31 protein-coding genes and 1 tRNA gene are annotated in these 24,829 nt (G+C 52.3%); 7 read left to right on the forward strand and 25 right to left on the reverse strand.

What is annotated here, in order from left to right:
• Positions 1-24: 24 nt before the first annotated feature.
• From ACQGQ5_RS09100 to ACQGQ5_RS09115, 4 genes are all read right to left on the reverse strand, one after another.
• On the reverse strand, positions 25-1,023 hold the full coding sequence (locus ACQGQ5_RS09100; RefSeq protein WP_455736307.1) for a deoxyguanosinetriphosphate triphosphohydrolase: 999 nt from the start codon (positions 1,021-1,023) through the stop codon (positions 25-27).
• A gap of 77 nt (positions 1,024-1,100) precedes the next feature.
• Entirely contained in the window at positions 1,101-1,724 is a 624-nt protein-coding gene (locus ACQGQ5_RS09105) for an IMPACT family protein (protein ID WP_455736204.1), read from the reverse strand.
• A 78-nt stretch (positions 1,725-1,802) separates the two neighbouring features.
• Positions 1,803-2,006 carry a 50S ribosomal protein L31 gene (gene rpmE, locus ACQGQ5_RS09110; protein WP_038323919.1) on the reverse strand — a complete coding sequence of 68 codons (204 nt, stop codon included), beginning with the start codon at positions 2,004-2,006 and terminating at the stop codon, positions 1,803-1,805.
• Between the two features lie 102 nt (positions 2,007-2,108).
• On the reverse strand, positions 2,109-2,900 hold the full coding sequence (locus tag ACQGQ5_RS09115) for a M15 family metallopeptidase (protein ID WP_455736205.1): 792 nt from the start codon (positions 2,898-2,900) through the stop codon (positions 2,109-2,111).
• Between the two features lie 280 nt (positions 2,901-3,180).
• On the opposite strand from ACQGQ5_RS09115, the gene pyk reads away from it, so the two are divergent.
• Positions 3,181-4,938 carry a pyruvate kinase gene (pyk, locus tag ACQGQ5_RS09120; protein WP_455736206.1) on the forward strand — a complete coding sequence of 586 codons (1,758 nt, stop codon included), beginning with the start codon at positions 3,181-3,183 and terminating at the stop codon, positions 4,936-4,938.
• Between the two features lie 112 nt (positions 4,939-5,050).
• Here pyk and ACQGQ5_RS09125 read toward each other — a convergent pair whose 3' ends face one another.
• From ACQGQ5_RS09125 to ACQGQ5_RS09155, 7 genes are read right to left on the reverse strand one after another with little or no spacing between them, the layout of a single operon-like run.
• The gene (locus ACQGQ5_RS09125) at positions 5,051-6,061 is read right to left on the reverse strand and encodes a hypothetical protein (RefSeq protein WP_455736207.1); all 1,011 of its coding nucleotides are present in this window, start codon (positions 6,059-6,061) and stop codon (positions 5,051-5,053) included.
• Between the two features lie 34 nt (positions 6,062-6,095).
• A complete protein-coding gene (locus ACQGQ5_RS09130) occupies positions 6,096-7,508 on the reverse strand; it encodes an aminopeptidase (protein WP_455736208.1) in 1,413 nt (470 codons plus the stop codon).
• Entirely contained in the window at positions 7,501-8,100 is a 600-nt protein-coding gene (locus ACQGQ5_RS09135) for a lytic transglycosylase domain-containing protein (protein ID WP_455736209.1), read from the reverse strand. Before ACQGQ5_RS09135 ends, ACQGQ5_RS09130 begins: the two co-directional genes overlap by 8 nt.
• Positions 8,097-8,702, reverse strand: coding sequence for a dephospho-CoA kinase (gene coaE, locus ACQGQ5_RS09140; protein WP_455736210.1), 606 nt, complete (start codon positions 8,700-8,702; stop codon positions 8,097-8,099). Before coaE ends, ACQGQ5_RS09135 begins: the two co-directional genes overlap by 4 nt.
• Complete coding sequence (locus ACQGQ5_RS09145) at positions 8,695-9,717, reverse strand: L-threonylcarbamoyladenylate synthase (protein ID WP_455736308.1); 1,023 nt, start codon at positions 9,715-9,717, stop codon at positions 8,695-8,697. The genes coaE and ACQGQ5_RS09145 overlap by 8 nt, the downstream gene beginning before the upstream one ends.
• Before the next feature lie 4 nt (positions 9,718-9,721).
• A complete protein-coding gene (prfA, locus tag ACQGQ5_RS09150; RefSeq protein WP_455736211.1) occupies positions 9,722-10,816 on the reverse strand; it encodes a peptide chain release factor 1 in 1,095 nt (364 codons plus the stop codon).
• A 40-nt stretch (positions 10,817-10,856) separates the two neighbouring features.
• Positions 10,857-11,054, reverse strand: coding sequence for a DUF951 domain-containing protein (locus tag ACQGQ5_RS09155; RefSeq protein WP_038323909.1), 198 nt, complete (start codon positions 11,052-11,054; stop codon positions 10,857-10,859).
• A gap of 162 nt (positions 11,055-11,216) precedes the next feature.
• Between ACQGQ5_RS09155 and ACQGQ5_RS09160 the strand changes: the two genes are divergently transcribed.
• The gene (locus tag ACQGQ5_RS09160; RefSeq protein WP_455736212.1) at positions 11,217-12,197 is read left to right on the forward strand and encodes a biotin--[acetyl-CoA-carboxylase] ligase; all 981 of its coding nucleotides are present in this window, start codon (positions 11,217-11,219) and stop codon (positions 12,195-12,197) included.
• 64 nt (positions 12,198-12,261) lie between these two features.
• Here ACQGQ5_RS09160 and ACQGQ5_RS09165 read toward each other — a convergent pair whose 3' ends face one another.
• From ACQGQ5_RS09165 to ACQGQ5_RS09190, 6 genes are all read right to left on the reverse strand, one after another.
• Positions 12,262-13,146, reverse strand: a complete 885-nt coding sequence (locus tag ACQGQ5_RS09165) for a C39 family peptidase (RefSeq protein WP_455736213.1) — start codon at positions 13,144-13,146, stop codon at positions 12,262-12,264.
• Positions 13,147-13,574: 428 nt separating this feature from the next.
• Positions 13,575-14,492 carry a hypothetical protein gene (locus tag ACQGQ5_RS09170; RefSeq protein ID WP_455736214.1) on the reverse strand — a complete coding sequence of 306 codons (918 nt, stop codon included), beginning with the start codon at positions 14,490-14,492 and terminating at the stop codon, positions 13,575-13,577.
• A complete protein-coding gene (locus ACQGQ5_RS09175; protein ID WP_455736215.1) occupies positions 14,431-14,973 on the reverse strand; it encodes an RNA polymerase sigma factor in 543 nt (180 codons plus the stop codon). The genes ACQGQ5_RS09170 and ACQGQ5_RS09175 overlap by 62 nt, the downstream gene beginning before the upstream one ends.
• A gap of 295 nt (positions 14,974-15,268) precedes the next feature.
• On the reverse strand, positions 15,269-16,954 hold the full coding sequence (locus ACQGQ5_RS09180) for a glutamine--tRNA ligase/YqeY domain fusion protein (protein ID WP_455736216.1): 1,686 nt from the start codon (positions 16,952-16,954) through the stop codon (positions 15,269-15,271).
• A 15-nt stretch (positions 16,955-16,969) separates the two neighbouring features.
• Positions 16,970-18,439 carry a glutamate--tRNA ligase gene (gene gltX / locus ACQGQ5_RS09185; protein ID WP_455736217.1) on the reverse strand — a complete coding sequence of 490 codons (1,470 nt, stop codon included), beginning with the start codon at positions 18,437-18,439 and terminating at the stop codon, positions 16,970-16,972.
• A 78-nt stretch (positions 18,440-18,517) separates the two neighbouring features.
• The gene (locus tag ACQGQ5_RS09190; protein ID WP_455736218.1) at positions 18,518-19,318 is read right to left on the reverse strand and encodes a M15 family metallopeptidase; all 801 of its coding nucleotides are present in this window, start codon (positions 19,316-19,318) and stop codon (positions 18,518-18,520) included.
• Positions 19,319-19,566: 248 nt separating this feature from the next.
• Between ACQGQ5_RS09190 and ACQGQ5_RS09195 the strand changes: the two genes are divergently transcribed.
• The 3 genes from ACQGQ5_RS09195 to ACQGQ5_RS09205 all read left to right on the forward strand — a co-directional run bounded on the left by ACQGQ5_RS09195 (position 19,567) and on the right by ACQGQ5_RS09205 (position 20,258).
• The gene (locus tag ACQGQ5_RS09195) at positions 19,567-19,779 is read left to right on the forward strand and encodes a DUF6774 domain-containing protein (RefSeq protein ID WP_455736219.1); all 213 of its coding nucleotides are present in this window, start codon (positions 19,567-19,569) and stop codon (positions 19,777-19,779) included.
• A 40-nt stretch (positions 19,780-19,819) separates the two neighbouring features.
• A complete protein-coding gene (locus ACQGQ5_RS09200) occupies positions 19,820-20,005 on the forward strand; it encodes a hypothetical protein (protein WP_455736220.1) in 186 nt (61 codons plus the stop codon).
• 177 nt (positions 20,006-20,182) lie between these two features.
• Positions 20,183-20,258 (forward strand) — tRNA-Pro (locus ACQGQ5_RS09205).
• Positions 20,259-20,445: 187 nt separating this feature from the next.
• On the opposite strand, the gene ACQGQ5_RS09210 is transcribed toward ACQGQ5_RS09205, so the two are convergent.
• Positions 20,446-20,649, reverse strand: a complete 204-nt coding sequence (locus ACQGQ5_RS09210; RefSeq protein ID WP_455736221.1) for a hypothetical protein — start codon at positions 20,647-20,649, stop codon at positions 20,446-20,448.
• Positions 20,650-20,803: 154 nt separating this feature from the next.
• Between ACQGQ5_RS09210 and ACQGQ5_RS09215 the strand changes: the two genes are divergently transcribed.
• Positions 20,804-21,175, forward strand: a complete 372-nt coding sequence (locus ACQGQ5_RS09215; RefSeq protein WP_455736222.1) for a hypothetical protein — start codon at positions 20,804-20,806, stop codon at positions 21,173-21,175.
• A gap of 50 nt (positions 21,176-21,225) precedes the next feature.
• Positions 21,226-21,486 (forward strand): hypothetical protein, encoded by a 261-nt coding sequence (locus ACQGQ5_RS09220; RefSeq protein ID WP_455736223.1) that lies wholly within the window; start codon positions 21,226-21,228, stop codon positions 21,484-21,486.
• Positions 21,487-21,530: 44 nt separating this feature from the next.
• On the opposite strand, the gene ACQGQ5_RS09225 is transcribed toward ACQGQ5_RS09220, so the two are convergent.
• From ACQGQ5_RS09225 to ACQGQ5_RS09255, 7 genes are all read right to left on the reverse strand, one after another.
• Entirely contained in the window at positions 21,531-21,959 is a 429-nt protein-coding gene (locus tag ACQGQ5_RS09225) for a hypothetical protein (RefSeq protein WP_455736224.1), read from the reverse strand.
• Between the two features lie 23 nt (positions 21,960-21,982).
• A complete protein-coding gene (locus ACQGQ5_RS09230; protein ID WP_455736225.1) occupies positions 21,983-22,240 on the reverse strand; it encodes a hypothetical protein in 258 nt (85 codons plus the stop codon).
• A gap of 77 nt (positions 22,241-22,317) precedes the next feature.
• Positions 22,318-22,614 carry a hypothetical protein gene (locus tag ACQGQ5_RS09235; RefSeq protein WP_455736226.1) on the reverse strand — a complete coding sequence of 99 codons (297 nt, stop codon included), beginning with the start codon at positions 22,612-22,614 and terminating at the stop codon, positions 22,318-22,320.
• 12 nt (positions 22,615-22,626) lie between these two features.
• The gene (locus ACQGQ5_RS09240) at positions 22,627-23,406 is read right to left on the reverse strand and encodes an N-acetylmuramoyl-L-alanine amidase (RefSeq protein ID WP_455736227.1); all 780 of its coding nucleotides are present in this window, start codon (positions 23,404-23,406) and stop codon (positions 22,627-22,629) included.
• On the reverse strand, positions 23,403-23,543 hold the full coding sequence (locus ACQGQ5_RS09245; RefSeq protein ID WP_455736228.1) for an XkdX family protein: 141 nt from the start codon (positions 23,541-23,543) through the stop codon (positions 23,403-23,405). Before ACQGQ5_RS09245 ends, ACQGQ5_RS09240 begins: the two co-directional genes overlap by 4 nt.
• Positions 23,543-23,863: a hypothetical protein gene (locus ACQGQ5_RS09250; RefSeq protein ID WP_455736229.1), complete on the reverse strand. Its 321-nt coding sequence runs from the start codon at positions 23,861-23,863 to the stop codon at positions 23,543-23,545. Before ACQGQ5_RS09250 ends, ACQGQ5_RS09245 begins: the two co-directional genes overlap by 1 nt.
• A gap of 10 nt (positions 23,864-23,873) precedes the next feature.
• On the reverse strand, positions 23,874-24,829 hold a 956-nt coding region (locus ACQGQ5_RS09255), incomplete at its 5' end, for a Kelch repeat-containing protein (protein ID WP_455736230.1).

The raw sequence follows: 24,829 nt of genomic DNA on the forward strand, positions 1-24,829 counted from the left end.
TCGTCACCTCGTTTTTATTCAAATTTACAATTTCCAGGATTTCGGCACATAAATATCCTGAAACAGCTGAACCGCAAAATGGTCGGTCATCCCCGCAATATAATCGCACGCGGCGCGCTCGATTCCGTCCTGCTCCGCAACCAGGCACATATCGGGCGGAAAACGCCCGGGCCGCTGCAGATAATAGCTGTACAGCGCGCCGATCAGGTTCGGGACTTTTTTTTCTTCCGCCTTTGCGTAGGGATTCAGGTAGACGGACTCAGACATAAAATCGTGCAGCCTGTCAAAGGCCTCCTGCACCCCCGGGTCCATTCTGATTTCCCCGTTTTGGCTGTTTTCCACGACGGAATGGACCAGAGTATCGATTCTTTCCGTCCGCCGACCGCCCAAAACGGATTTGATGTCCTGCGGAATATCGCTTTCCAGCAGCACTCCCGCCCGCTCGGCGTCGTCCATATCGTGATTGATGTAGGCAATCCTGTCCGCCGTACGCACGACTCTTCCCTCGAGCGTCATTGCCTGCCTGCCCTTGGTATGGCACAGAATTCCGTCGCGCACCTCTTTTGTCAGATTGAGGCCGGCGCCGTTTTTCTCAAGCTTTTCCACGATGCGCACGCTTTGCTCGTAGTGGCGGAACCCGCCGGGACAAAGCTGGTCCAGCGCCCGTTCCCCCGCGTGGCCAAACGGCGTATGCCCCAGATCATGGCCGAGGGAAATCGCCTCCGTCAGATCTTCGTTCAGCCGGAGCGCCCTTGCTATGGTGCGGGCAATCTGCGAAACCTCCAGCGTGTGGGTCAGGCGCGTGCGGTAGTGGTCCCCCTCCGGGGAAAGAAAGACCTGCGTCTTATGCTTCAGCCGGCGAAAAGACTTGCAGTGAAGGATTTTGTCCCGGTCCCGCTGATAGGGCGTGCGCAGATCGCACTCCTCCTCGGGAACATTCCTGCCCAGCGTATTTCTGGAAAGCGCGGCATAGGACGAAAGGGTCTGTTCCTCAATCTCCTGTGTGCGTTCACGGACTGTCATCATAATCACCGCCTGTTTCTATCAACCTTTGGGTTTCATATAGATATACGCAGGAGGATACAAAATCCCTTCCATTCTCAGGAAAATTTAAAAAACTTTTCCCCCGTGACCTCCGCCCTGCACTGACCGCAGGTGGCGTCGGCCAGTTTTTGTTCAAAGGAGCGCATATCTTCGCAGCTCATATGAAAAGATAGCCTTACAGAGTCGGTAAACTCCGCGTCGTCCACCGTCCCGCCGCTTTCCGGTATCAGCGCGCTGACTCTGCCGTACTGATTGTAATCGCAGCGGACCCCGGCCGTCAGGCAGATCCTCATCGTAATGATTCCGGCCTGCTCCAGCGCGATGGAGGCCCCGTGGGAATAGGCCCGCACAAGCCCCCCGGCGCCGAGCAGGATCCCGCCGAAATACCGGGTTACCACAACCGCCGTATCCACCACGCCGGACTTCACCAGTACGTCCAGCACCGGGATCCCCGCCGTGCCCTGCGGCTCTCCGTCGTCCGAATAGCGCCTGATCTGTCCCTGGCGGAGCGAATACGCGTAGACGTTATGGGACGCGTTCCAGTTTCTGGATTTTACGGAATGGATGAATGAAACCGCCTCTTCCTCGGTTTTTACGGGCTTTACGCAGCCGATAAAACGAGAGCGCCTCTCGACGAACTCCGCGAGGGCTTCCTTTTCAACCGTTCGATATTCAACCACTGGCATCCTCCATAAAAAATAAGCGGCGCAGAAAGCCTGCGCCGCCTAAGCTAATCCAAGAAAACTCAAGAGTGTCGATTACTTGCCCATACCGTAACGCTTCTTAAACATATCAACACGTCCGCTTGTATCAACAAGCTTTTGCTTACCTGTAAAGAACGGGTGGCACTTGGAGCATATTTCAACGCGGATATTTTCCTTCGTGGATTTTGTGTTTATAACATTCCCGCATGCGCATGTGATCGTAGTTTCTTTATACTTGGGATGTATATTTTCCTTCATTACCTGTCACCTCTTTCAACCAAACTGCAACTTAACATTTGAATTTTACCATAGGGATTCCCAAATTGCAAGTAAAAAATCGTATTTCTGGAATATTTCCGCTTATTTCGGACTTTGCTTGCGGATATAGGCCGCAAATTCTTCCAGGCACATGGAATATTCCCGCATCTTTACGGCGTTTCCGCTGCCGACATACCGAAAATGACGCGGGCTGAACGCCACACCGGTGATTGCAGTCTTTGCTTCGCTGTACCGCAGCACGAAGCCGTACTGCACGCTGTTCTTGACAAGCCATTGATACTGCGGGGAATCGAAGAAATCAGCGCCCCCGGCTTCGCCCTCCGCCGCAAATTCCACCGCCATGCCGGTCTGGTTTTCATTGTACCCCCCGCGCCCGACGGTATTCTGCACCTGATTTTCCGCCCGCACCTGCGTAAAACCCTGATTCTTCACCAGATCCTGTACGGCGGCGGCAAAGAGCTTGTCCTGCTCCTTCGCGTCCACATAACCCCTCGTCAGCTTCAGAGGGCATCCCGCGGATTTCGCATCGTCCATCATGTTCCGGAGCGCGGGAACGATTCTGGTATCGACGGTGATTCCCTCCAGCTGCCCGGGCTGGACCTGAAAATCGGACCTGATCGGGGTGGAGGCGTTTACCACCACCAGATTATAGGAATCGTCGTAGACAGGCAGCGCCTCACTTTTGGAAGAGGCTTCCTCCGCCGTGCCGGAAACCGAAACGGACGCCGGCTTCGTGAAAGGATGCTTGAGCTGGACCCACACCAGAATGGCTCCTGAGGCAACCGAAATACAGACGATCACCGCAATGACGGTCATAACGATTTTTATTTTTCGCACCTGATCGGCATTCCGCCAGCCGGTACGGCTTTTCATGATCTTTTCTCCGTGTCTGCGCAATGAGCCGCCCCCTTTCCTACGGTTCGTTTTACCGCAATCCGTCAAACCGGTTTTCCTTTGCGGACGAAAAATCGGCATCTTTCTTATCATGATATTATTGTATAACTTAAATCAAATAATTTCAACCGCTTTCTCGATTTCAGGCTTGTATACAATATCTGCCAATTCATTTGATTTATGGCGACAAATAGAATATCATATATACTGGGTAAAATTTTTGATTTCTATTTTTACGTTAGGATTGGAGTCTTAGAACATGAGGAAAACCAAGATCATATGTACTCTCGGCCCTGCGACGGATAATATCGACATCCTGCGGCAGCTGATGCTCGCCGGCATGGATGTCGCCCGACTGAACTTCTCCCATCAGACCTCTGCGGAACAGAAGGTGCGCGCGGACGCGGTCAAAAAGCTGCGCGGCGAGCTCAGGATTCCCGTTGCGCTTCTGCTCGACACCAAAGGGCCTGAAATCCGTGTCAGGGACTTTAATCAGCCGAAAATCACGCTGAAAACCGGGGAAAGCTTTACGCTGACCAGCCGGGATATCGTCGGTGACGAAACCATTGCTTCCATCACCTTCGGGCGGCTTCCGCTGGAGGTTTCCGCCGGAGCCAGAATCCTGATCGACGACGGCCTGATCGAGCTGAAAGTGCTTTCCTGCACCGAAACCGACATCCACTGCAGCGTTGTCAACGGCGGGACCATTTCCGCCCATAAGGGAATCAACGTACCGGGCATCAAGCTCTCCCTTCCGTTTATCAGCGAAAAGGACAAGGAAGATATTGCCTTTGCCGTTCGGGAGGACTTTGACTTTATCGCCGCTTCCTTTACGCGCAGCGCAAAAGACATCATCGACCTGAGAACGGAACTGGAAAAGCACAACTGCCATAAAATCCGCATCATTGCGAAAATTGAAAATTCCGACGGCGTGGAAAATATTGACGATATTATCCGGGTATCGGACGGCATCATGGTCGCCAGAGGCGACCTCGGCGTAGAGATTCCGCTTCAGGAAATCCCCGTTATCCAGAAAAAGCTGATCAAAAAGGCTTACAACGCCGGGCTGCAGGTCATTACGGCGACCCAGATGCTGGATTCCATGATTAAGAATCCGCGCCCGACGCGTGCGGAAGCTACCGACGTTGCAAACGCCATTTACGACGGAACCAGCGCGATCATGCTCTCCGGCGAAACCGCCGCGGGGAACTACCCGATTCAGGCCCTGAAGACCATGGCGGTCATTGCGGAGCGCACCGAACGCGATATCGATTACAAGGGCCGCTTTCAAAAACGCGATTTTACCGAACAGCCCAACGTCACCTCCGCAATCTCCCACGCAACCTGTACAACCGCCCAGGACCTCGGCGCGGTTGCGATTATAACCGTGACAAAATCCGGCAGAACGGCCCGCATGATTTCCAAATACCGACCGGAATGCCCGATCATCAGCGGGACCACCGATCCCACCGTCCAGCGCCAGATGAATCTTTCCTGGGGCGTTGTACCGATTATAGTGGATGAAAAGGACAATACCGACGAGCTGTTCGACCACGTAGTCGACATCGCCCGCAGCCAGGGCCTTGTCAAAAACGGCGACCTTGTGGTGATTACCGCCGGTGTTCCGCTCGGCGTTTCCGGCACCACCAATCTTCTGAAGGTCCAGCTGGTCGGCGACGTGCTGGTGTCCGGCATCGGCGTTACCAAGGGCGCCGTCTGCGGCAACCTGTGCGTCTGTGCCGACGAGGACGAGGCTTTGAAAAATTTTAAGGACGGCGATATCCTCGTCATTCCGCAGACCAGCAACAAAATTCTCCGCATCATAAAAAGCGCGGCGGGGATCATCACCGAATTCGGCGGAATGAACTCCCACGCGGCAATTGTCGGGCTGACACTGGACAAGCCGGTGATCGTCGCGGCGGAAAACGCGGTGCAGATTTTAAAGAGCGGCACAACGGTCACGCTGGACGCGGCCCGGGGCATTGTGTTCAGCGGAATTGAAAAATGCACGCTGTAAGCCGTCCGTTCAGCCTCAAAAAAATCTGAGGCTTCATTTGAAGCTACTGCAAAAAAACAGCCTGACCTGTGTTTTCCCCACAGTGTCAGGCTGTTGTTATTCTTGTAAGGTTTCAATCGCCCGAGAGATAATCCGCAAAGCTGATTTTTTCAACGGAATCGCTGTAATACTTAGGGCTGATATCGACCGATTTCAGATACGCCTGTAAATTCTTTTTGAGCAGAGTTTCATAATCTTCCCTGGAATACCGGGAAATCATCTTTTCCGCAACGTCGTGATGCGTTCCGCAGAACTCCCTGATGGACGGCGCCCAGTAGCTTCCGTCCTTCGCCTGCGTATACGCCGTGCAGGCGGAAATTTTCCCGTCGCTGCCGACGGTTCCCGTAATGGCCGCGGGAATCACCGCTCCGCCCGTATTCGTGACAGTGTCGCCAAGCACCTGAAAATCCTTAACCAGTACCGTGGCAAAAACCGTGACCGTCGTCCCCTGCGTCTCGCTCCCGTAAAGGACGGGAGCGGCAATTGTGACAGTATCATCTTTTTGAGAAGCGTACCGATCCATGGCCGTCGTATAAACAAAATCAAGATTGCGGTCGTTCGTTGTTTCCCAATATTCCTTTTTGGGCAGAGAGACCGGCTCATAGGGATCCAGCTTTTCGTACCATTCCCGCGCCGTTTGAAAGCTGCCCTCCGGCACATTGTTTCTGTCGCCAAGCAGATCGATGCAGATCGCTTTCATGATCTCGCCGCGAAGCCCATCCGATCTGCCGCTTTTGAATTCTGCGAGCAGATAGGTAAGCGCCGTATCCCCCTTTTTGAGAATATTTTCATACTCCTGCCGATGCGCACGGATATAGTCGTTCGGTGCGGAGCCGGACAAGGGGGAGGACAGGATCGTTTCAAGGTCCGCTTTGATGCTTTCCTGTGCGGCGGACCGGGAGGAAAAAGAGTCCTCTTCCCCGGTTTTCCCCTCTGAAACAGCCGGGAGGCTTCCCGCCGCGGAAGCCGGTTTTTCCGGAGAACCCGAGCGGCAGGCCGCAAGGATGCCCGCACAGGCCATCAGCGCCAACAGAGCGCAAAAAACAGCCGTGCTTTTTCTAAGCGGCGATAAAAGCGGGTTCATGTCAGCCCTCCTGTCTCCGGATAACGGTGTTTTTTCAGCTTGCTTCGTAAAACGCCTTGATTCCCTTATAGGTCATATAGACGTCCAGCTTCGCCACAACCTCAAACGGTGAATGCATCGAAAGAACCGGAACGCCGACGTCGAGAACATCCACATTCAGGTTGGCAATGTATAACGCAACGGTTCCGCCGCCGCCGGCGTCCACCTTGCCCAGTTCGCCGATCTGCCAGAGCACGTTATTCTGCTCAAAAATATTTCTGACCTCGGCGACGAATTCCGCGGACGCCTCGCTGGAGCCGCTCTTTCCGCGGGAGCCGGTGTATTTGGCCATACCGATACCATCGTTGATATAGCAGGAGTTGGTCGGCTCGTACGCGCTGGCGTAGTTCGGGTCATACGCGGCCGTCACGTCGGCGGAAAGGCACTTGGATTTGCTTAAAACATGCCTTGCTTCCAGCCCTTCGGCGTGGGCCAGGTCGGAAATGAAATAGCGCATGAACTGGGAATTCAGGCCGGTGTTTCCGTCGCTGCCGATCTCCTCCTTGTCGGCCAGAACCGTAAGGACGGTGCTGTCGGGTGTTCCGGCCTGCAGCGCGGCCATCAGGGCCGGATAGGCGCAAACCCTGTCGTCGTGGCCGTAAGCGCCGATCATGCTGTGGTCGAAGCCGATGTCGGAGGCTTTGAATGCCGGTACGAACTCAATATCCGCGGAGACGAAATCCTCCTCGGTCATGCCGTATTTGTCATGAATCAGCTTCATAATGTTCAGCTTCACCAGATTTTCACCCTCGTCGGCCCGGACGGGACGGCTGCCGGAAACGATGTTCAGGTTTTCGCCCTCGATCGCTTTGGAAAGCTTCTTTTCCATCTGTTCGGCACTGAGGTGCGGAAGCAGATCGGTGATGCAGAACTGCGGTTCACCCGGTTCCTCGCCGATGCGGATTTCCACCGGGACGCCGTCCTTGCGCACGGCAAGGCCGTGCATCGAAAGCGGGATAGCGGTCCACTGATATTTTTTGATCCCGCCGTAATAGTGGGATTTGAAAAACGCGATATCGTCCTTCTCATAAAGCGGATGGGGCTTCAGATCCAGTCTTGGTGAATCGATATGGGCGGCGGCGATGCGCACGCCGTTTTTGCAGCCGTTTTTGCCGATCACCGCAAGGATCACGGCTTTTCCGCGGTTGTTATAATAAACCTTATCCCCCGCCTGATATTTTTTCTGAGGGTCAAACGGCACAAACCCGGCCTTTTCAGCCGCCTTCAACGCAAAAGCGGTCACTTCACGCTCTGTCTTTGCAAGATCCAAAAACTTTTTGTAATCCTCGCAAAAATCATCGGCTTTTTTTACCGTCTCGTCCTCCATCTGAAAATAGCCGTTTTTCCGGTTGAGCAAAAGTTCCTCCGTCAGCTTTTTCAATTCGTCTTTTTCATATTTCTTAGCCATCGATCGTTTCTCCTTTGCTGTTAAATTGATATAATTTTTTATAATTCGCATAATTCTTTAAAACGGCGTCCACATAGTTCCTCGTCTCCTCGTAGGGGATGCTGTCAAGCGCGGCGCCGTCTTTGGAAATATCCGGATTTTTCAGCCACGTGTTTACCGTACCGATTCCGGCGTTGTACGCACTCAGCGCGGTGGCCTTTTCGCTGTATTTCTCCAGCAGAAGGGCCAGAAGCCTGCAGCCGTAACGAATGTTGATGTCCGGCGCGTAAAGGTCCTCTTCCACATATTTGGTGTCGCTTTTCAGCTTGGTCTGCACCCACTCAAAGGTATCCGGCGTCATCTGCATCAGGCCGACGGCCCCGGCGTGCGACCGGGCGTTCGGGTCAAAATTGCTCTCCGCCTTGATCACGGAATAGACCAGCGCGGGGTCAAGGCTGTTGGCCGTCGCCTCTTTCGCCACAAGCTGTGTATATTGAAGGGGATACGCCCTTTTCATGAAAAAAGTATACCCCCGATTCAACGCAAAATAACCGATCAGCAATAAAATGACGGCCGCCGCGCAGGCCAGAAGAATTCTTTTAAAATGTTTCATGCGTAATCTCCGATAATTCTCTCCAAAAGCTGATTCACTCTTTCCTGGATATCGCCGTCACTCATCGTGCCGGTAAGCTGATACCGCGCGCGGGAACTGTAATACGCGTCGTCCTGCTGCGTGCTCATCCGTGCCCTGGCCAGCTCCGGCGTGATGGAATCGCGGTTTACAATACGGTAAAGCCGGACTTCGACGGGCGCGGCGACAGCCACGGAGGTCGTGCAGAGCGAATCGACTCCGCTTTCAAAAAGGAGAGGAGCGTCCAGAATAATCGCCTTCGCCGTTTGTTGCCGGTATTCGGCGATCTTACGGATCATTTCCTCTTTAATCAGCGGATGGGTGATCGCGTTCAGTCGCTCTGTGCTTTTTTTATCGGCAAAGGCACGCTGCGCCAGCAGCGTGCGGTTCAGCCGGTTGTCTTCCCCAACAATATCATTCCCAAATTCGGCTTTTAAAGCCGCAAGGCATTTTTCGTCCGCAATGGTTTCGCGGGCGATCCGGTCCGCGTCCACAATCAGGCAGCCCGCCTTCTGAAAGGCGGCGGCCACGGTCGATTTTCCGGCGCCCGTCGGGCCGGTCAGTCCGATTACCAGATCAGTCAAGATGAAGCACCTCAAATCCAGCCGCGCGGATCAGCCGGTTATAAACGGCAAGGCCCACGCCCTTCGGCTCCGGGCAGCGCGCGTAAACGGTTTTCGCTTGAATTTCGTCAAGGCGGCGCAGCGCGTCGAAAAGCCCGCGCGCCTGCTCGCCGTAATCGTCTTCCCCGCCGTAGCAGACGGTCGGAACCGTCAGCTCCGCGTCCTCCCCGCTGTAGCAGAGGGCCGCGGTACCGTCGCCGCCGTGGCTGTTTACATAATCTCTATATGCGTCAAAACTGCCGTCAATGATAATTACGTTCGCTTTCGGCGAATAATGCTTATACTTCATGCCGGGAGAAGAAGCGCGAACGCCTTCCTTCAGCGGATGCAGCACCGCGCTGTCCATTTCCACCGTTCCCAGAACGCCGCGGAGCTGCTCCAGCGTAATGCCGCCCGGCCTTAACAGGCGCGGGGGATCGCAAGCCAGGGTAACGACCGTCGATTCCACCCCGACCCCGCAGGGGCCGCCGTCCACCACCGCCTCTATTTTCCCGTCCAGATCGTTGAGGACGTGCCCGGCGGTCGTGGGGCTGGGGTGCCCGGAAAGGTTGGCGGACGGCGCGGCAAGCGGAATCCCCGCGGCATCGATCAGCGCCCTGGCGGCGGGATGGGACGGAAAACGGATGGCGACCGTGTCAAGCCCGGCGCTCACCTCGTCCGGAATTTTGTCCGACTTCGGCAGAATGACCGTCATCGGGCCGGGCCAGTATGCCTTTGCCAGCTTTTCGGCTTCGGGCGTTACTTTCCGAACCAGCTGATCAATCTGGTCAAAATCAGAAATATGTACAATTAAGGGATTGTCCATGGGCCTGCCCTTCGCGGCAAAAATACCGGCGACGGCTTTTCCGTCCAGCGCGTTGGCGGCAAGCCCGTAAACCGTTTCCGTCGGGATGCCGACCAGACCGCCGTCCCTGAGAATCCGGGCGGCGGTAAGGATGTCTTCCCGATTGTTTGCGTTCAGCCTTAGGGTCTGCATCACTTTATTCTCTCTCTTCCGATTGGTTGTCTATGGTATTTTGAAGCTTTGCGGCCCTGTCCGCCGTAATCAAAGCGTCTATAATCTCATCGAGACTTCCATTTAAGATATCGTCCAGACGGTAAATGGTCAGGCCGATCCGGTGGTCGGTCATCCGGCCCTGCGGATAATTGTAGGTGCGTATCCGCTCGGAACGGTCGCCGGTTCCCACCTGTGACCGGCGTTCGGAGGCGATTTTTTCGTCGTGCTCCCGCAGCTTCGCCTCAAACAGCCTGGAACGCAGCACTTTCATTGCCTTGTCTTTATTTTTGTACTGGCTCCGCTCATCCTGGCATTCCACCACCGTGCCGGTAGGCAGATGGGTGATCCGGATCGCGGAGGAGGTTTTATTGATGTGCTGGCCGCCCGCCCCGCTGGAACGGTAGGTGTCGATCTGTAAATCCTTCGGATTGATCTCGATTTCCACTTCGTCGGCTTCCGGCAGAACGGCGACCGTGGCGGTGGAGGTGTGCACCCGGCCCTGCGTCTCCGTTTCCGGCACGCGCTGCACGCGGTGCACGCCGCTTTCATATTTCAGGCGGGAATACGCCCCGTCGCCGGTAATCATAAAGCTGATTTCCTTAAATCCGCCCAGCTCCGTTTCGCTGACGTTCAGAATTTCCGTTTTCCAGCCCTTCGTTTCCGCGTACATGCCGTACATACGGTACAGGACGGCTGAAAAAAGGGCGGCTTCCTCCCCGCCGGCGCCGCCCCGGATTTCAACGATGACGTTTCGGTCGTCATTGGGGTCGCGCGGCAGAAGCAGGATTTTCAGCTTCTCGGAACACCGCGCGATATCCGATTTCGCGGTCTGAAGCTCCTCGTCGGCCATCTCCTTCAGATCTTTATCGAGGCTGCCGTCCTCCAGCAGCTCGCGCGCGTCCGCCATGGAACGGACGGCCTTTTGGTATTCCCTGTATTTTTCGACGATGGGCGTGATATTTTTATGCTCCTTCATCAGCTCGGTATACTGGGCCTGATCGGATAAAACCGAAGGGTCGTAGAGCTTCTGGTTCAGCTCCTCATACCGTTTTTCAAAGACTTCCAGATTTTCAAACATAGTCATTCTCCTTTATTGATTCTATTGATAAATAAAGGAGCTACAATTCATGCTGCGGCTCTTCCCTGATGATCTTTTTGATATTCTTTTCGCATTTCAGCCTCGGAACCATGATCTCATGCCCGCAGGAAGTACAGCGAATTTTAAAGTCCATGCCGGAACGAAGAACAAGAAAGGTTTTACTTCCGCATGGATGCGCTTTTTTCATCTGCAAAATATCACCCGGCCTGACATCCATGTTAAGCACCCCGCTTTCCTCAATTTACTTTCTTTAGAACACATATGATATAGTATATCACTAAATCCGCTGAACCTACAATATATTTTTCATATTTGCTTGCCCGCGTACGGGGAAAAAGGGTATAATCTGCTTATGATTATAAATAAAGGCCGTGATCGCATGTCTACGAAGGAAGAAATATTAAAATACCTGCAAGGGCACAACGACTATGTTTCGGGCGGGGAGCTCAGCGAACAGCTGCTGGTCTCCCGCACCGCCGTCTGGAAGCACGTCAACGCCCTGAGAAGCGCGGGCTATGAAATCGAATCCGTCACAAACCGCGGCTACCGCCTTGTTTCCTCCCCCGATCAGATCACGCCGGAATCGATTCTTTCGGGCCTGGAAACAAAAACGCTCGGAAAAACCGTTTTCAGCTTTGACAGCATCGATTCCACCAACGCGCAGGCAAAGCGCCAGGCCCTTTCGGGCGCTCCGAACGGCAGTCTGTTCATTGCGGAGCGGCAGACCGGCGGCAAGGGCCGCCTTGGACGAGTCTGGGAATCCCCTTCCGGAACGGGGCTGTGGTTTTCCGTGCTGCTGCGGCCCGACAGCCTGCCCGTACAGGTAACGGGCATCACGCTCTTAGCCGGGCTCGCCGTCTGCCGGGCGATCCGAAAGCGGACGGATACCCCGGCCATGATCAAATGGCCGAACGATATCGTGATCGGAGGCAAAAAGGTCTGCGGCATCCTGACGGAAATGGCCGCGGAAATCGACCGGATCGAGTACGTCGTCGTCGGCATCGGCATCAATGTGAATATGGAAAATTTCCCCGAAGAGCTGTCCGGAAAGGCGACCTCCCTGCGCAGGGAATGCGGCCGTCCGGTCGCCCGCATAGGACTGCTTCAGGAAATTCTGAAGGAATTCGAAGAGATCCTGTGCGATGATATCGACCGTCCCGAAGCGATCCTTGCGGAGTATAAAACGCTCTGCGTTTCCTTAAACCGCACCGTCGGCTTTACCCGGAATCAAGAGTCCGTCACCGCGACGGCGGTGGATATCTCCCCCGCCGGGGAACTGATCGTCCGGTGCGGGGACGGGAGCCTGTTATCCGTCAATGCCGGAGAGGTCGCCGTACAGGGAATATATGGGCAGACATAGCTTCTTTCGTTACTACGAAATTTGTCGCATAAATGACGGCCTCCGGTAAAACGGGGGCCGTCATTTATGTAGAGAATGCCCAGAGATTCCGGATCTGGGGCTTTAATGTTCCATAACTCCACGTCTGCGCGCTGCGGCTTTTGCTGTTCGGGTCGTTCACCAGAAAATTCCCGTTTTCATATCCGTATAAAACAATAAAATGCCCTACTGAAGTAAAGTCGCCCGGGCGCAGACTGCAGATGATCGGGTGCCCCTTTGTAAGCTCCTGGGCCATAAGGCTTTCATCCAGAGGGATTTCCCGGGAGGAAAGGCCCAAATTCTTCGCTCCCTTGGACATCAGCGTCCAAAGCGTGCTGCCGGTTGCATCCAGATATCCGTTTTTCTCGCTGAATTCGGCGACCGCTTTAGGGTTTAAGGCGGAATTTCCCGTCAGTCCGACGGCTACCATGGAAAGACAGGTGGGGCCGCAGCCGTCCAGCGCAATGATTCCATCCCCATAGGAAGCATATCCCCAATCCTCGTCCCATTGCATCAGAAGCGGAATCCGGCCCTGCCGGTCCTTTCCGGAAAGGTCGATGTTTTTAGCCGAAGTGCCTTTTTTCTCCGGATAGTCCAGAGTGAAATCGAGAAGCTCCGGGTTTCGGGCCAGCGATTCAAGAAGCCTTTCGGGGTAACGCCCCGGATTTTGCAGGATCGGTCCGGCTTTGGGGTTCTGTGCCGCCATGGCCTGCAGCGTCTCCGCCGTTTTTTCGGGAATGGTTCCCGTTTCCAGCCCGGCAGAAGGGGACTTCTGTGACAATAATTTGCCGGGAAGGACATCCTGTTCCAGCGGGATTACTTTGAAATGTATCAGGAGGGCCGCCGCTGCCAGAAGAATCAGCAGCAGCAGGAAAGGATACTTTTTTCGCGGTCTCTTATATTGATATTCTTTTCTGTTCCGGTTGTCCAAATTGCAACTTCCCTTCTTGAACATATTTCTGTAAAAACACAATTCACCGCATTCACGGAGATGCTTCCGCGGAACTTAAGCGGGGATAAGTGCCCGACTAATTAATCTATTATATCAGATGAAAATGATTTTTGTTTTAAGAGATTTTGGCAAATTTCTTACGAAAATCTTATGTTTTCAAAAATTCTTTATGATCTTGGCCTTACAGCTGCCGCCACCGGACAGTTGACTGAGCTTATCTGTCGGCATTCCACGATATGGCAATCAGTTTAAGAGGCTGATAGAAATAAGACAGGCTGCCGAAGACGAGGGCTTTACGATTTTACAGTATAATCAAAAAGGTCCAGCGAGAGCTGGACCTTTTTCGACCAACCGGAGCCGCCCCAAAAATCGTTTTGTGACGGCCCGTTGTATCGACAGTCAATTAATTAATTTTCCAGCTTAGCATAGACGCTGTAGACATAAGGGTCGTTTTCGCCAGCCAGCTCGGGCAGAACTGTACGAATATGATTTTCACCATAGACTATTTTTAACTTGCCCGTTTTCAGATTCAGGCTTTTCGTCTGCTGAGATCCGTCCCTGAAAGTGGCGGTTATCCTAAGGGTTGCGCCGTTGAAGATATCGATATTTTTATGGGCGGCTTCTCTGGGATCTTCCTCCCCGCTGCTCAGCGTCGATTCCGGCGGCACCCAGAAACCGAAAACCGAATCTGCGGTCCAATTCTCGGAAAAGCTGCTGCCGAGCGCCGTCATTTGCTCGGAACACCATGTTTTTTCATCATCCGAACTGGCAAACTGGCAATCGGCTTTTAAAGTGCCGTTTGCCTCAGCGGCATAGATGGCTTTAATCTCGTCCTTTGTCAGATTCGGCACTTTCTGATATCTGTAAAGGCCTCCGCGGTCTATTGTAATATTGAGCGTTTTAATTTCGTCACCGGTCACGCGGAACAAGCAGCCGGTATAGTCGCCCTTCCCGAAAATCTCGCCTCCGCCGGCGTTGGAAACGGAAAAGGCAATTTTGTTATCCTGCGGCTCAAAGGTTTTATTGATATCCGCCGCGTAAGCTACCAGTCCGAAATGATAAGCCGGGGATAAGCTGCTGCCTGCTCCCTTCTCATTACTAATTTTCTCTATGCCCGGTTTAGAAAGGAAAAAACCGCCGCCCAGTAAAACGGCAAAGGCGCAGACTGCGCAAACTGCCGTACGAAAAACAGTATGACGCTTCGGCTGGCGCCAGATATTTTCGGTGACAGGAAACGAGGCGTTACAAGCGGCACTCAAAACTTTATCTTTCAAGGAACTCGGGGCCTTGATTTTCTCCATCATATTTTTGCAACGGTTCTTCATCCAAATTACCTCCCATCATTTTTTTAAGCTTTCGCCTTCCGCGGTACAGGCGGGAACGGACAGTTGCGTCCGGGCATTGTATCAGAGCTGCGATTTCCTCAGTCTTGTAGCCCTCTACATAATACAGAAGCACTACGATTCTGTACTTTGCGGGAAGTCGGCCAAGCGCTTCCCATAGCTCATAGTCACTTTCCGTTAACTCAGACGTTACCTCCGGTACTTCCTCCAGGGAAATCACCTTCCTCCTCAACCTGTTTCGCACCAGATTGTGGCAACAGTTAATCGTCACCCGCAGCAGCCATGCTTTGAGATGCTCCGAATTCCACTGGCCGACGTTTTTCTCTTTCAGCAGATGAAGAAATACATCCTGAAAAACATCCTCCGCGTCCGCCGTATTTTGCAGGCGACAGAGTGCCAGCCGATAAACCGCATCCCCATGGGTATCGATGGCATTCCTTAGGAAGGTTTCGGTTTCCACCATGCCATATACCTCCTTCTTTTAAAAAAGCGCTTTCACCCATAAAACAACTGAAAGCAGTAAAATGTTTCATAAATTCAAAAATTTTTTCTGGTTTGCCTTGTATGGTCCCAAATCCGTAAGCTGGGGGACTGATATGTTTCATGAATCCGGCCGTTTTCGGGCGGTTTGCATGAAACGGTGCGCAAAAATGCGCCTTGATCTGGCCAAAAACCATTTCAAGGCGCATTCTTAAACGCTGTAAATTCTATATTTTGCTGTGCAGGCAACGACTACAGTTACACAACAGTCTTCTTTTTTATTTCTTTTTGAAGCTGTCTTTCAGAGATACGCAGCGGTTAAAGACCGGGTGCTCCGGCGTACTGTCGCAATTGTCCTGGCAGAAATATCCCTGGCGCATGAACTGATAGGAATGAACTCCCTCCGCCCGGGCGAGGGACGGTTCCACCTTGCAGTTGGTCAGCACCTTGAGCGAATCCGGGTTCATCTGGGTAAGGAAATCCCCCGCTTCCGGGTCCGGCACGGTAAACAGGCTGTCGTACAGGCGGACTTCCGCGTCGGCGGCGGTTTTGGCGTCCACCCAGTGGATGGTGCCCTTGATCTTTCTGCCGTCCGGCGTATTGCCGCCGCGGGTCTGCGGGTCATATTCCGCGTAAACCTCGGTGACATCGCCGTTTTCATCTTTCTTACAGCCGGTGCAGCGAACAATATACGTCGTTTTCAGCCGCACTTCATTGCCCGGGAAAAGCCGGAAGTAGCCTTTTCCCGGCTCTTCCATAAAATCTTCCTTCTCGATCCACAGTTCACGGGAGAAGGAAACCGTCCTTGTGCCGTCCTCAGGGCGCTCGGGATTGTTCTCCACTTCAAATTCCTCGGTTTTATCCTCGGGATAATTTGTCACGATCAGCTTGACTGGATTCAGCACCGCCATGGTGCGCTGCGCGTTCTTATTTAAATCTTCCCGCAGGCAGTGCTCCAAAAAGCCGTACTCCACCGTGCTGTTGACCTTGGAAACGCCGATACGCTCACAGAAATTCCGGATGGAGGCCGGCGTGTAGCCCCTGCGGCGAAGCCCGCAGAGCGTGGGCATGCGGGGGTCGTCCCAGCCGCTGACATCATTGTTTTCCACCAGCAGGCGAAGCTTGCGCTTGCTCATGACGGTGTTGTTGATGCCCAGACGGGCAAACTCGATCTGTCTGGGCTTGTCCGGAAGATCGATATGATTGATGACCCAGTCATAAAGCGGCCTGTGGTCTTCAAACTCCAGCGAGCACAGCGAATGGGTGATTCCCTCCAGCGCGTCCTCGATAGGATGCGCGAAATCGTACATGGGATAAATGCACCAGGTGCTGCCGGTGCGGTGATGCGTCATATGATTGATGCGGTAAATCACGGGGTCGCGCATGTTGAAATTCCCGGAGGCCAGATCAATTTTGGCGCGGAGCGTCATTTTCCCGTCTTCAAATTCCCCGTTTTTCATGCGCTCAAACAAATCGAGGCTTTCCTCCGCCGGCCTGTCGCGGTACGGGCTGACCGCCGGGTTTGTCAGGTCGCCGCGGTTCTCGCGCATCTGCTCCGGAGTCAGCTCGCAGACATAGGCAAGGTCCTCCCGGATCAGCTTGAGGGCCAATTCATACATTTTCGGAAAATAATCGGAGGCATAGTAAAAACGGTCGTCCCAGGTGAAGCCCAGCCAGCGGATGTCCTCCTGAATGGCGTCCACGTACTCCGTGTCTTCCTTGGTCGGGTTGGTGTCGTCCATCCGCAAATTGCAGATGCCGCCGAACTTCTCAGCGGTACCGAAGTCGATGCAGATCGCCTTGGCGTGGCCGATGTGCAGGTATCCGTTCGGCTCGGGCGGAAAACGGGTGTGGACCCTTTTCCCCTCAAACCTGCCCTGCGGAGCAATATCTTCTTCTATAAAGGTATGAATAAAATTACCGGAAGCTTCCGCTTCACCGGCAGTCGTTATTTCGTCACTCATTTTCGTTTCCGCTCCTTATGCCTGCAATTTTTCAAGACCGATATGCAGCCTGCGGATGGATTCCCGCTTGCCCAGTATGGCAAGAATTTCCATCGCTCCGCCGGGCGTGACCGTCATCCCCGCCGCCGCGATGCGCACCGGCCACAGCAGGGTCCCGTTTTTCACTTCCAGCCTTTGCGCAAGCGCAATCAGCAGCTCGTGCAGCCCTTCCACCGACCAGTCGTCCGTCTTCTCCAGTTCCGCAACGGACTCCTGCAGCATCTGAACCGAATTTTCAAGATTGGTTTTGCTCTTCTTGTTCACAAAGAAATCGGCCGGATAGTCCGGCAGCTCCTTCAAAAATCCGATCATTTCCGGAATTTGCGTAAACCGGGTCACACGGGGCTGCAAAATGGAAGCGAGCACCTGCCAGTTCAGTTCCGCGTCCGGGAAAACCTCTCTGAAATACGGCATGGCGTTCTCTATGAATTCCCGCTCCGACATGGCGCGGATATATTCCCCGTTAAACCAGGTCAGCTTGTCGTAATCGAACACGGCGGGCGATTTGCTGATGCCGTCGATCGAAAAATTCTCCACAAGCTCGGAAAGCGTAAACAGCTCGCGGTTTTCCTTCGGACACCAGCCCAGAAGCGCGATATAATTGACGATGGTCTGCGGCAGGTACCCTTCCCGTATCAGATCCGCAAACCCGGTGGAACCGTGGCGCTTGGACAGCTTGGAAACGCTGCCGTCCTCATTTTTTCCCATAATCAGCGGAAGATGGACATAGGTAGGCACGTCCCACCCGAAAGCCTGATAAAGCAGGTTGTACTTCGGCGTGGAAGTCAGATACTCGCAGCCCCTGACCACGTGGGTGATCTGCATCAGGTGGTCGTCGATGACGTTCGCAAAATTATAAGTCGGGTAACCGTCGGATTTCACGAGGATCTGATCCTCCAGCTCCCTGTTTTCAATCGTGATGGAACCGTATACGGCATCTTCGAAGGTGGTGGAGCCCTCGATCGGCATCTTTTGGCGGATCACATACGGCGTACCCTCCCGAAGCAGCCGGTCGACCTCCTCTTTGGGCAGGTCGCGGCAGTGGCGGTCATATCCCCCGGAAAAAGTTCCGTCCTCTTTGCTTTCATGCAGCGCGTCCAGCCGCTCCTTCGTACAGAAGCAATAATACGCTTTTCCTTCCCTGACAAGCTGTTCCGCGTACGGTTTGTAAATATCCTTGCGCTCGCTCTGCACGTAAGGACCGTACCCGCCGCCGACATCCGGTCCCTCGTCGTGCTTCAGGCCGACTTTTTCAAGCGTATGGTAAATCACATCCACGGCGCCTTCCACAAGCCTCTCCTGATCGGTATCCTCAATACGCAGTACAAAAGTGCCGCCGAGCGATTTTGCAATTAAATATTCATACAAGGCCGTACGGAGATTCCCGACATGCATAAAGCCTGTCGGGCTCGGTGCGAACCTTGTCCTTACTGTTTTTTGCCGCATTGATTGCCAGACCCCTCTCGTTGTTATGAAATTGGAAACCTGTTTATTGGTTCATTATACCAAACTCGAGGGTAATATTCAATGAGAAGCAGTTTGATTTTTATTGAAATAGTCTATATATTCCTCAAGGCACAGATTCAGTTCTTTCATTTTCCTCGCGTGCTCCACCCCGACATAGCGGAAATGCCATGCTTCGTATTTGATATGGGTGATATCCTGCTTGTCCATTGGATAACGAAGGATAAAGCCGTAATCCTGCGCGTGCTCCGAAAGCCAATGGAATTCTTTGGTGCCGCCGAAATCTTCAAGCACCCCGTTCACATCAACGGCAAGCCCCGTAATATGCTCGCTGGTACCCGGAGGCGCAACCGATTTGGCGGCCTTGCTTACCGCGTCTTCATAGCTGATCCCGGTTTTGTAAAAAGCTTCAATTTCTTCCGAATAGAGCTTCTGCTGCTTCTCATCATTGCGATAGCCCGAAGACAGCCACAGGTGGATATCATCCTTTAAAGCGGCGTCGCGCATTTGGCGAAACGGTTCGACGATTCTCGAGTCCATATCCACATTGAATTCATGTACGATTTTCGATTCAAAAGTATCCGGAAGCGTATGCTCGTAATTGACTAAAACCAGCCTCCAGTCATCCGGCTGCTTGAACTGCTGACCGGCCGGCTGACTTGACCGGCCCGGGCTCGACTGTGCGGCGGAGGACGAGGGCGCACTGCTGCTGGCTGTCGGCTTTGCTTCGGTGTTCTTTGCGTCCACGTGTTCAAACGCCATAACAAAAACGACAGTCGTCGCCGCCATAAGAGCCAGTTCTACTATAACAACAGCAAATGCTGAAAGTGTTTTCCGAATTTTATTCTTTTCCTGATACATCCTTTTCCCACCCAATAAAAACAAATCATTTTTATTATAATACAAACCCTGCTAAAAATGCATCCTCCTTTTTCTGTCAATTACATTTTTTCCGCGTATAATATAGTATTTGGAATAAAGAGATGATATTTTATGTATGACCATTATCCATTTCAGTGGCTTCCTCTTCCCTATGCATATCATGCTCTGGAATCTTATATCGACGCGGAAACAGTAGAAATTCATTTTTTCAGAAAGTTTGAGCTGACATGAACAACGGTTGTGGTGAAAAACTTGTAACACTTGCCGCGGCTATTTCCATACAGATCGCCCAGTGCGTCACCGAGGACGAACTGGCGATATTAGCAGAGCTCTTCACCGTCATTGGAGATCAGTTATCCCTGCTGGCCGTCGCAAATCCTTTATGCTGCCCGAACAGCAGTAAAAAAGTATCGCCAAAACAAGAAACCGGCAGCGCATGAATCCACTGCAAGTGCGTAGAATACTCTTCGGGGTGAAATTATGAACGAAAAATCCGGCCATCGTCCGCTGGAATTCAGTATGCTTTTCTCAAACGATCTGAGAGTTCAGGAATACCTGAACTCAAGGCCCGTTTCTCAGCGATATCAGGCGGAAAAATATCAATATGAGAACTATTCAAAAAACGAGTCGCCGCACGGCGTACGGAAAAAAGAGGGTGAAGAATAGTCAGGTCAGCATCAGAGCTTTTCTGATGCTGATTTCTTTACGATTACTGTCCCTTCAGGTTCGCTGCAGCCGCGTCATCAAATTCAGCGGAGAGATTTTTTTGGCAGTTTATCGGTAAAAATAGAAGTTTTCACTTGCAAGGCTTTGGATGTTGTGATATACTAATTAACGTTGTTTCCGGGTGTGGCGCAGTTGGTAGCGCGCTTGACTGGGGGTCAAGAGGCCGTGAGTTCAAGTCTCGCCACTCGGACCATAGAATAATAAAGAAAACCCGCATGGATACTGAATTTTTCAGTGATTCAAGCGGGTTTTCTTTTTGGTAAAATATATGCTGATATATGCTCATTTAGCGTCGGTTACTACCGCGTTACTACCGCTTTTTCTCCGTTTTGCTGTATATCAGCCCGAAAAATAGGATCAGCTTTCTACCGAACTGGAAATTAATCCGGGGCGGTTGCCTTTAGTCGCTCCATGCGCTCGTCTATGGCTGTCACAATGAAATCATTCAAGCTCTCCCCCTGCGCATCTGCTATGGCTTGTATCTCAGCTTTTCGACCTTTGGGAACGAAGGGATACAGACGGTCATAGGATTTCTCTGCATACCGCCGGTTCGCGTCAATACGCGCTTTACTATTTTTAGGCATGATATCACCTCAAATTAATAATACAACTTACAGTGTAATTACGCTATTGTATTTTTGTACAAATGTAATAGCGTAAGTTCATGCAATATACCTATTGATGTAATAACGCTATTGTATTATACTATAATCACAGTAAAGAAAGGGGCGGTTGAGGATGAAACTTGACAATACATTTTCCAGAGAGATCAAAAAAATCAATGGTGATGGAAGTAGAGAAGCAAAATTCGCATTCTTAAATCCAACAAAGCAAGCTGCAAAAGAATTGTCAACCACACAAGTAAGCGATTTATCCCGTGAAGTTCTTCGCAAATACGGCAGAGCGTCTGTTGGAATTTGCGTGGCAGCTACCGTGATCGAAAGAGAAGATAGGCTAGAATATGAAACCGTTCAATGGGCGAGAGAAGTAATGAGACTGTGGACAAATCGCCCAATTGATACAGGTTGCGTCTTAATTCAAGATGGATTGCATCCTACCAAAATTGAAGAATATGCCAGATCGTTTATTCGAGCAACATCAAATAATTAAATATCACATGCCGCCCCCCGGCGGCTAATCCGGGCAGAAAGGATATTAACATGAACACATGGAATCGCTTGGACCTGCGCAATAAAGATCAACGGCCAAAAGTCGACGCCTTGGTTGCTTTACATTTTTCACCAAATAACGCTAGGGCAACGTTTTACCAGAATGAAGATTATCAGATCGGCCACTTTATTCTTGACCGAAATGGTAAAAAGCTTTGGTGGCAGCATAGCCACGGAACATCTGACCCAGCGCGTTTAAAGCAACATTATTACATTTGGTGGTGCTATGTGAAACCGTTCGATGGAATATAAAAAATCCCCCGTCAGCCAATAGGAGCGGGGGATTGTCATATCTATTATTTATCGTCAGGCAGCGCCGTGTCCTGCTTAACCTCTGCGGCCTGATCTGCTCCGGTACTTGCTGTGTCCGCCGCGGACGTGCTGACGGTTCCAATTACATTACCTACCGCCTCAGTCGCTTTGTCCAGCAACTTAGCAGCGTACTGCCGCATACTATCAAACACGCTCTGCACAATCATACTCAGCAGCGTCTTAGTGAGAATGGGCCGCAGCCATGCCGGGAGGATTGCATAAATCTGACTGACCACCCACTCTTTTTTCTCCTGGCCGGTAATATCAAGCGATTCTGCATCGTTGACCAGGGCGGCCACGAAGCTGCGAAACTTGGCGTTGGCCTTGTAGTAGCTGACCAGCAGCCCGAGGACGGCCAGCAGCAGCGTATACAGCACGCTGACCCAATTAATTGTCATACCCAAAATATTCATATGTACCTTCTTTCCGCCGGGGCCTACCCGGCTATGTTATTGTTATCGCCATCTGCAGTCGGCTCTACTTGCTGTGCAGCCTGTGCGATCTGCCCCGGCCCGTAAGCCAGGTCGTTGCTCTGCATGGCCTGTGTGGCGGCTGTAATGATCGGATTGTTGAAGATACCCTTGCCATGCTCATACGCGCTTTTGCCGCTATATTGCGCAAGGTTAGTGATTTCCACCCACGCGACATACTGGAGCATCTGCGCCGCGTCTGTAACGGTGCCACGCTGCCACACAGCAAGGATATACACCGCAGCCGCGAGGCATGAGATGTGCACCAATCCGGTAATGATCTTATGTGTGGTGGGCTTTTTCATGCGGCCCCGCCAACTTTCAGAATGGCCGCGATAATCGTACCGGCCACCGCCGCGCCGATAGCCCCGATAATTGCGGCGATCAGCTTATCCCACCATTTCCCCGGGCGGCTCGTAATGGCCTTAACGTCTGATTTTATCTCCTTGACGTCGCTGTCCAGCCCGTCTACTTTCGTGTTGACCGTCGCTACTGCCGCCGTCAGGCTGCGAATATCCTTGATCTCCCGCTCCACTCCGTCAATACGGTGGTGGGCCGATTTTGCGCTGTCAAGCGCCTCCTGTGCAATGTCCGGCATAATAGACCCCCTTTATTCTATATTGACCGCGAACAGCTTTTTCCCGTTGGCGAACACGCCGGCGCCGGTCCCAGGCTTTCCGACGGCCTTAATCTTGACGAAATAGTCGTTCCCAGTCTGCCTGACTAATTCCTGGGTAAGCACGCCCGCGGTTCCGATGGTAACGGCCGGCTGAATTACGGACGTCAGTTTCAGCTGATACGTCGCGCCCTGCCGCATTTTCATGTCACAGGTAGTGTCGCTCTTGACCTCAATTTTCCCTAAAATCCCCGCAAGAATGGAATCGTATGGGAAATACGCCCCCGGGCAGGACGGCTTAGTCTTTGGTGCAATGTAGCAATGCCCGGTAATGTGTTCCCGGTCGATCGGGATCGTGATACCGTAGATGTGCTTGACCTCGGCAATGATATATTTATGTAATTCAATGCTGGCCGCGAGCTGCGGAGCCGTCAGCACGCCGCCGCCCGCATTGACATGTTCAATGCTGACCGTGTACAGGTTCGCGTTTACCTTTCGATCACGGACGGTTTTCAGTTTGCTATCCCCGGAATATGGGTTGTCCCCGGGCTTAGTGGTTGTCCCGTTCCCCCACGCAGCTTGTCTGATATCCACGCACTGATATACGGTACCGTCCAAGTCAACCACGAAATGCGCGGAAGCCCGGTCGTTTACCGTAAATTCATTGATTGCGCTGCTGACCTTATTGCCGCCGGTGATATGGTTTACGATCATGTTTGGTGCCCACGGCCCGCGGCTGTTAAAATTCTTGCTGGGTTTCTGGATGATGTTCATGCGAATTCCTCCCCTGTAATTGTCTGAAACTGTTCCGGTGTGATCTGACCGTATGGATTGCTGTCCGTCTTTACGGCCTGCCGGAGCTGATCGATTGTTACCCATTTACGGGTAAAAGCAAGCAGCCAAAATGCCATCAGGATGCGCCTCCTTTCAAGGCTATAATATCAAGCTGGGATTGCGCGGCCATTGCGCCCAGCGTGTCCACTGTGGAGTTAAGCTGCATGGTCTGTAGCTGGACATCGGCAAGGGTCTGGCCTAAGATATCCAGTTCCGTCGATTGCTGCGCTGCTTCATCCGCTGCGGTTTGATCTGCAATGATCTGGTTGATATGGTTCTGCGCGGACTCTTCCATCGTGCCGCCGGGGTGCGGAATGTAGCCGTCCTGAACAACCCACGGCACCCCGTCACGGAGTATGGTATAGCCCTTGTCTGATACTGTGTAAGATAAATTCATATTATCCCTCCTATTGCGCTGAACGCGCTAAATTCCATTGTGTTCCATCCCCGATACGTAACTCAGGGAACGTGATGTCACTGTCCTTGAACAACATGCAATCCTTGAAATATACCGGCATTTCATCAATGATTTTTCCAGAAACTAAAGAGGCTGAAAGTGTGGTATCCTTCGGCAGTCGGTAGAAAATAAAGGACGGCAAATCAGGGTACTGCTTGGTGGTTAATTTCAGGCAGTTGACTGATTTAGAATAGGAGTCAGCGCCGTATCCGCCAAAAACAAAAGCAGTATCACCGATCAACCCACAGCCAGCGTCCTGCTTTGACTGTGGCATAGGTTTTATACCTCGATAGGCATTGGTCTGTGGATTGTAAGCTGTGGATGAATTCAAATAATTCGTGCGATATCCGCCAAATATGAAAATTTCATCTCCAACCAATGTACCGCAAGCTCTGCTCCTTGTTGCTGGCATACTCGCTAAACTGCGGTAAGTGTTGGTGGAAGGCTTATAGGCAACGGCGGAACTCATAACGTTATTTAAACTGTCTTCACCACCAAATATGAGGATCTCGTCTCCAAATGCCACGCCAAATACTTTAGATCGTGCTTCTGGCAAAGGTTCCAGACCGCGATAAGCGCCAGTTGATGGTTTGTAGGCAACGGCAGAAGACAATTTTGAAGAAGCAGATTCCCCACCAAAGATGAATATTTCATCCCCTAACGCGGCGCAGAATAATGATGCTCGAACACCTGGCATATCCGCCAAACTGCGATAAGTATTGGTGGAGGGCTTATAGGCTACCGCAGAGGATAAAAATCCAGCACTTGAACTCGTATTACGACCACCGAAGATGTATATTTCATCCCCTAACGCTGCGCAGAATAATGATGCTCGAACACCTGGCATATCCGCCAAACTGCGATAAGTATTGGTGGAGGGCTTATAGGCTACCGCAGAGGATAAAA

The organism is Caproiciproducens sp. (assembly GCF_053840905.1).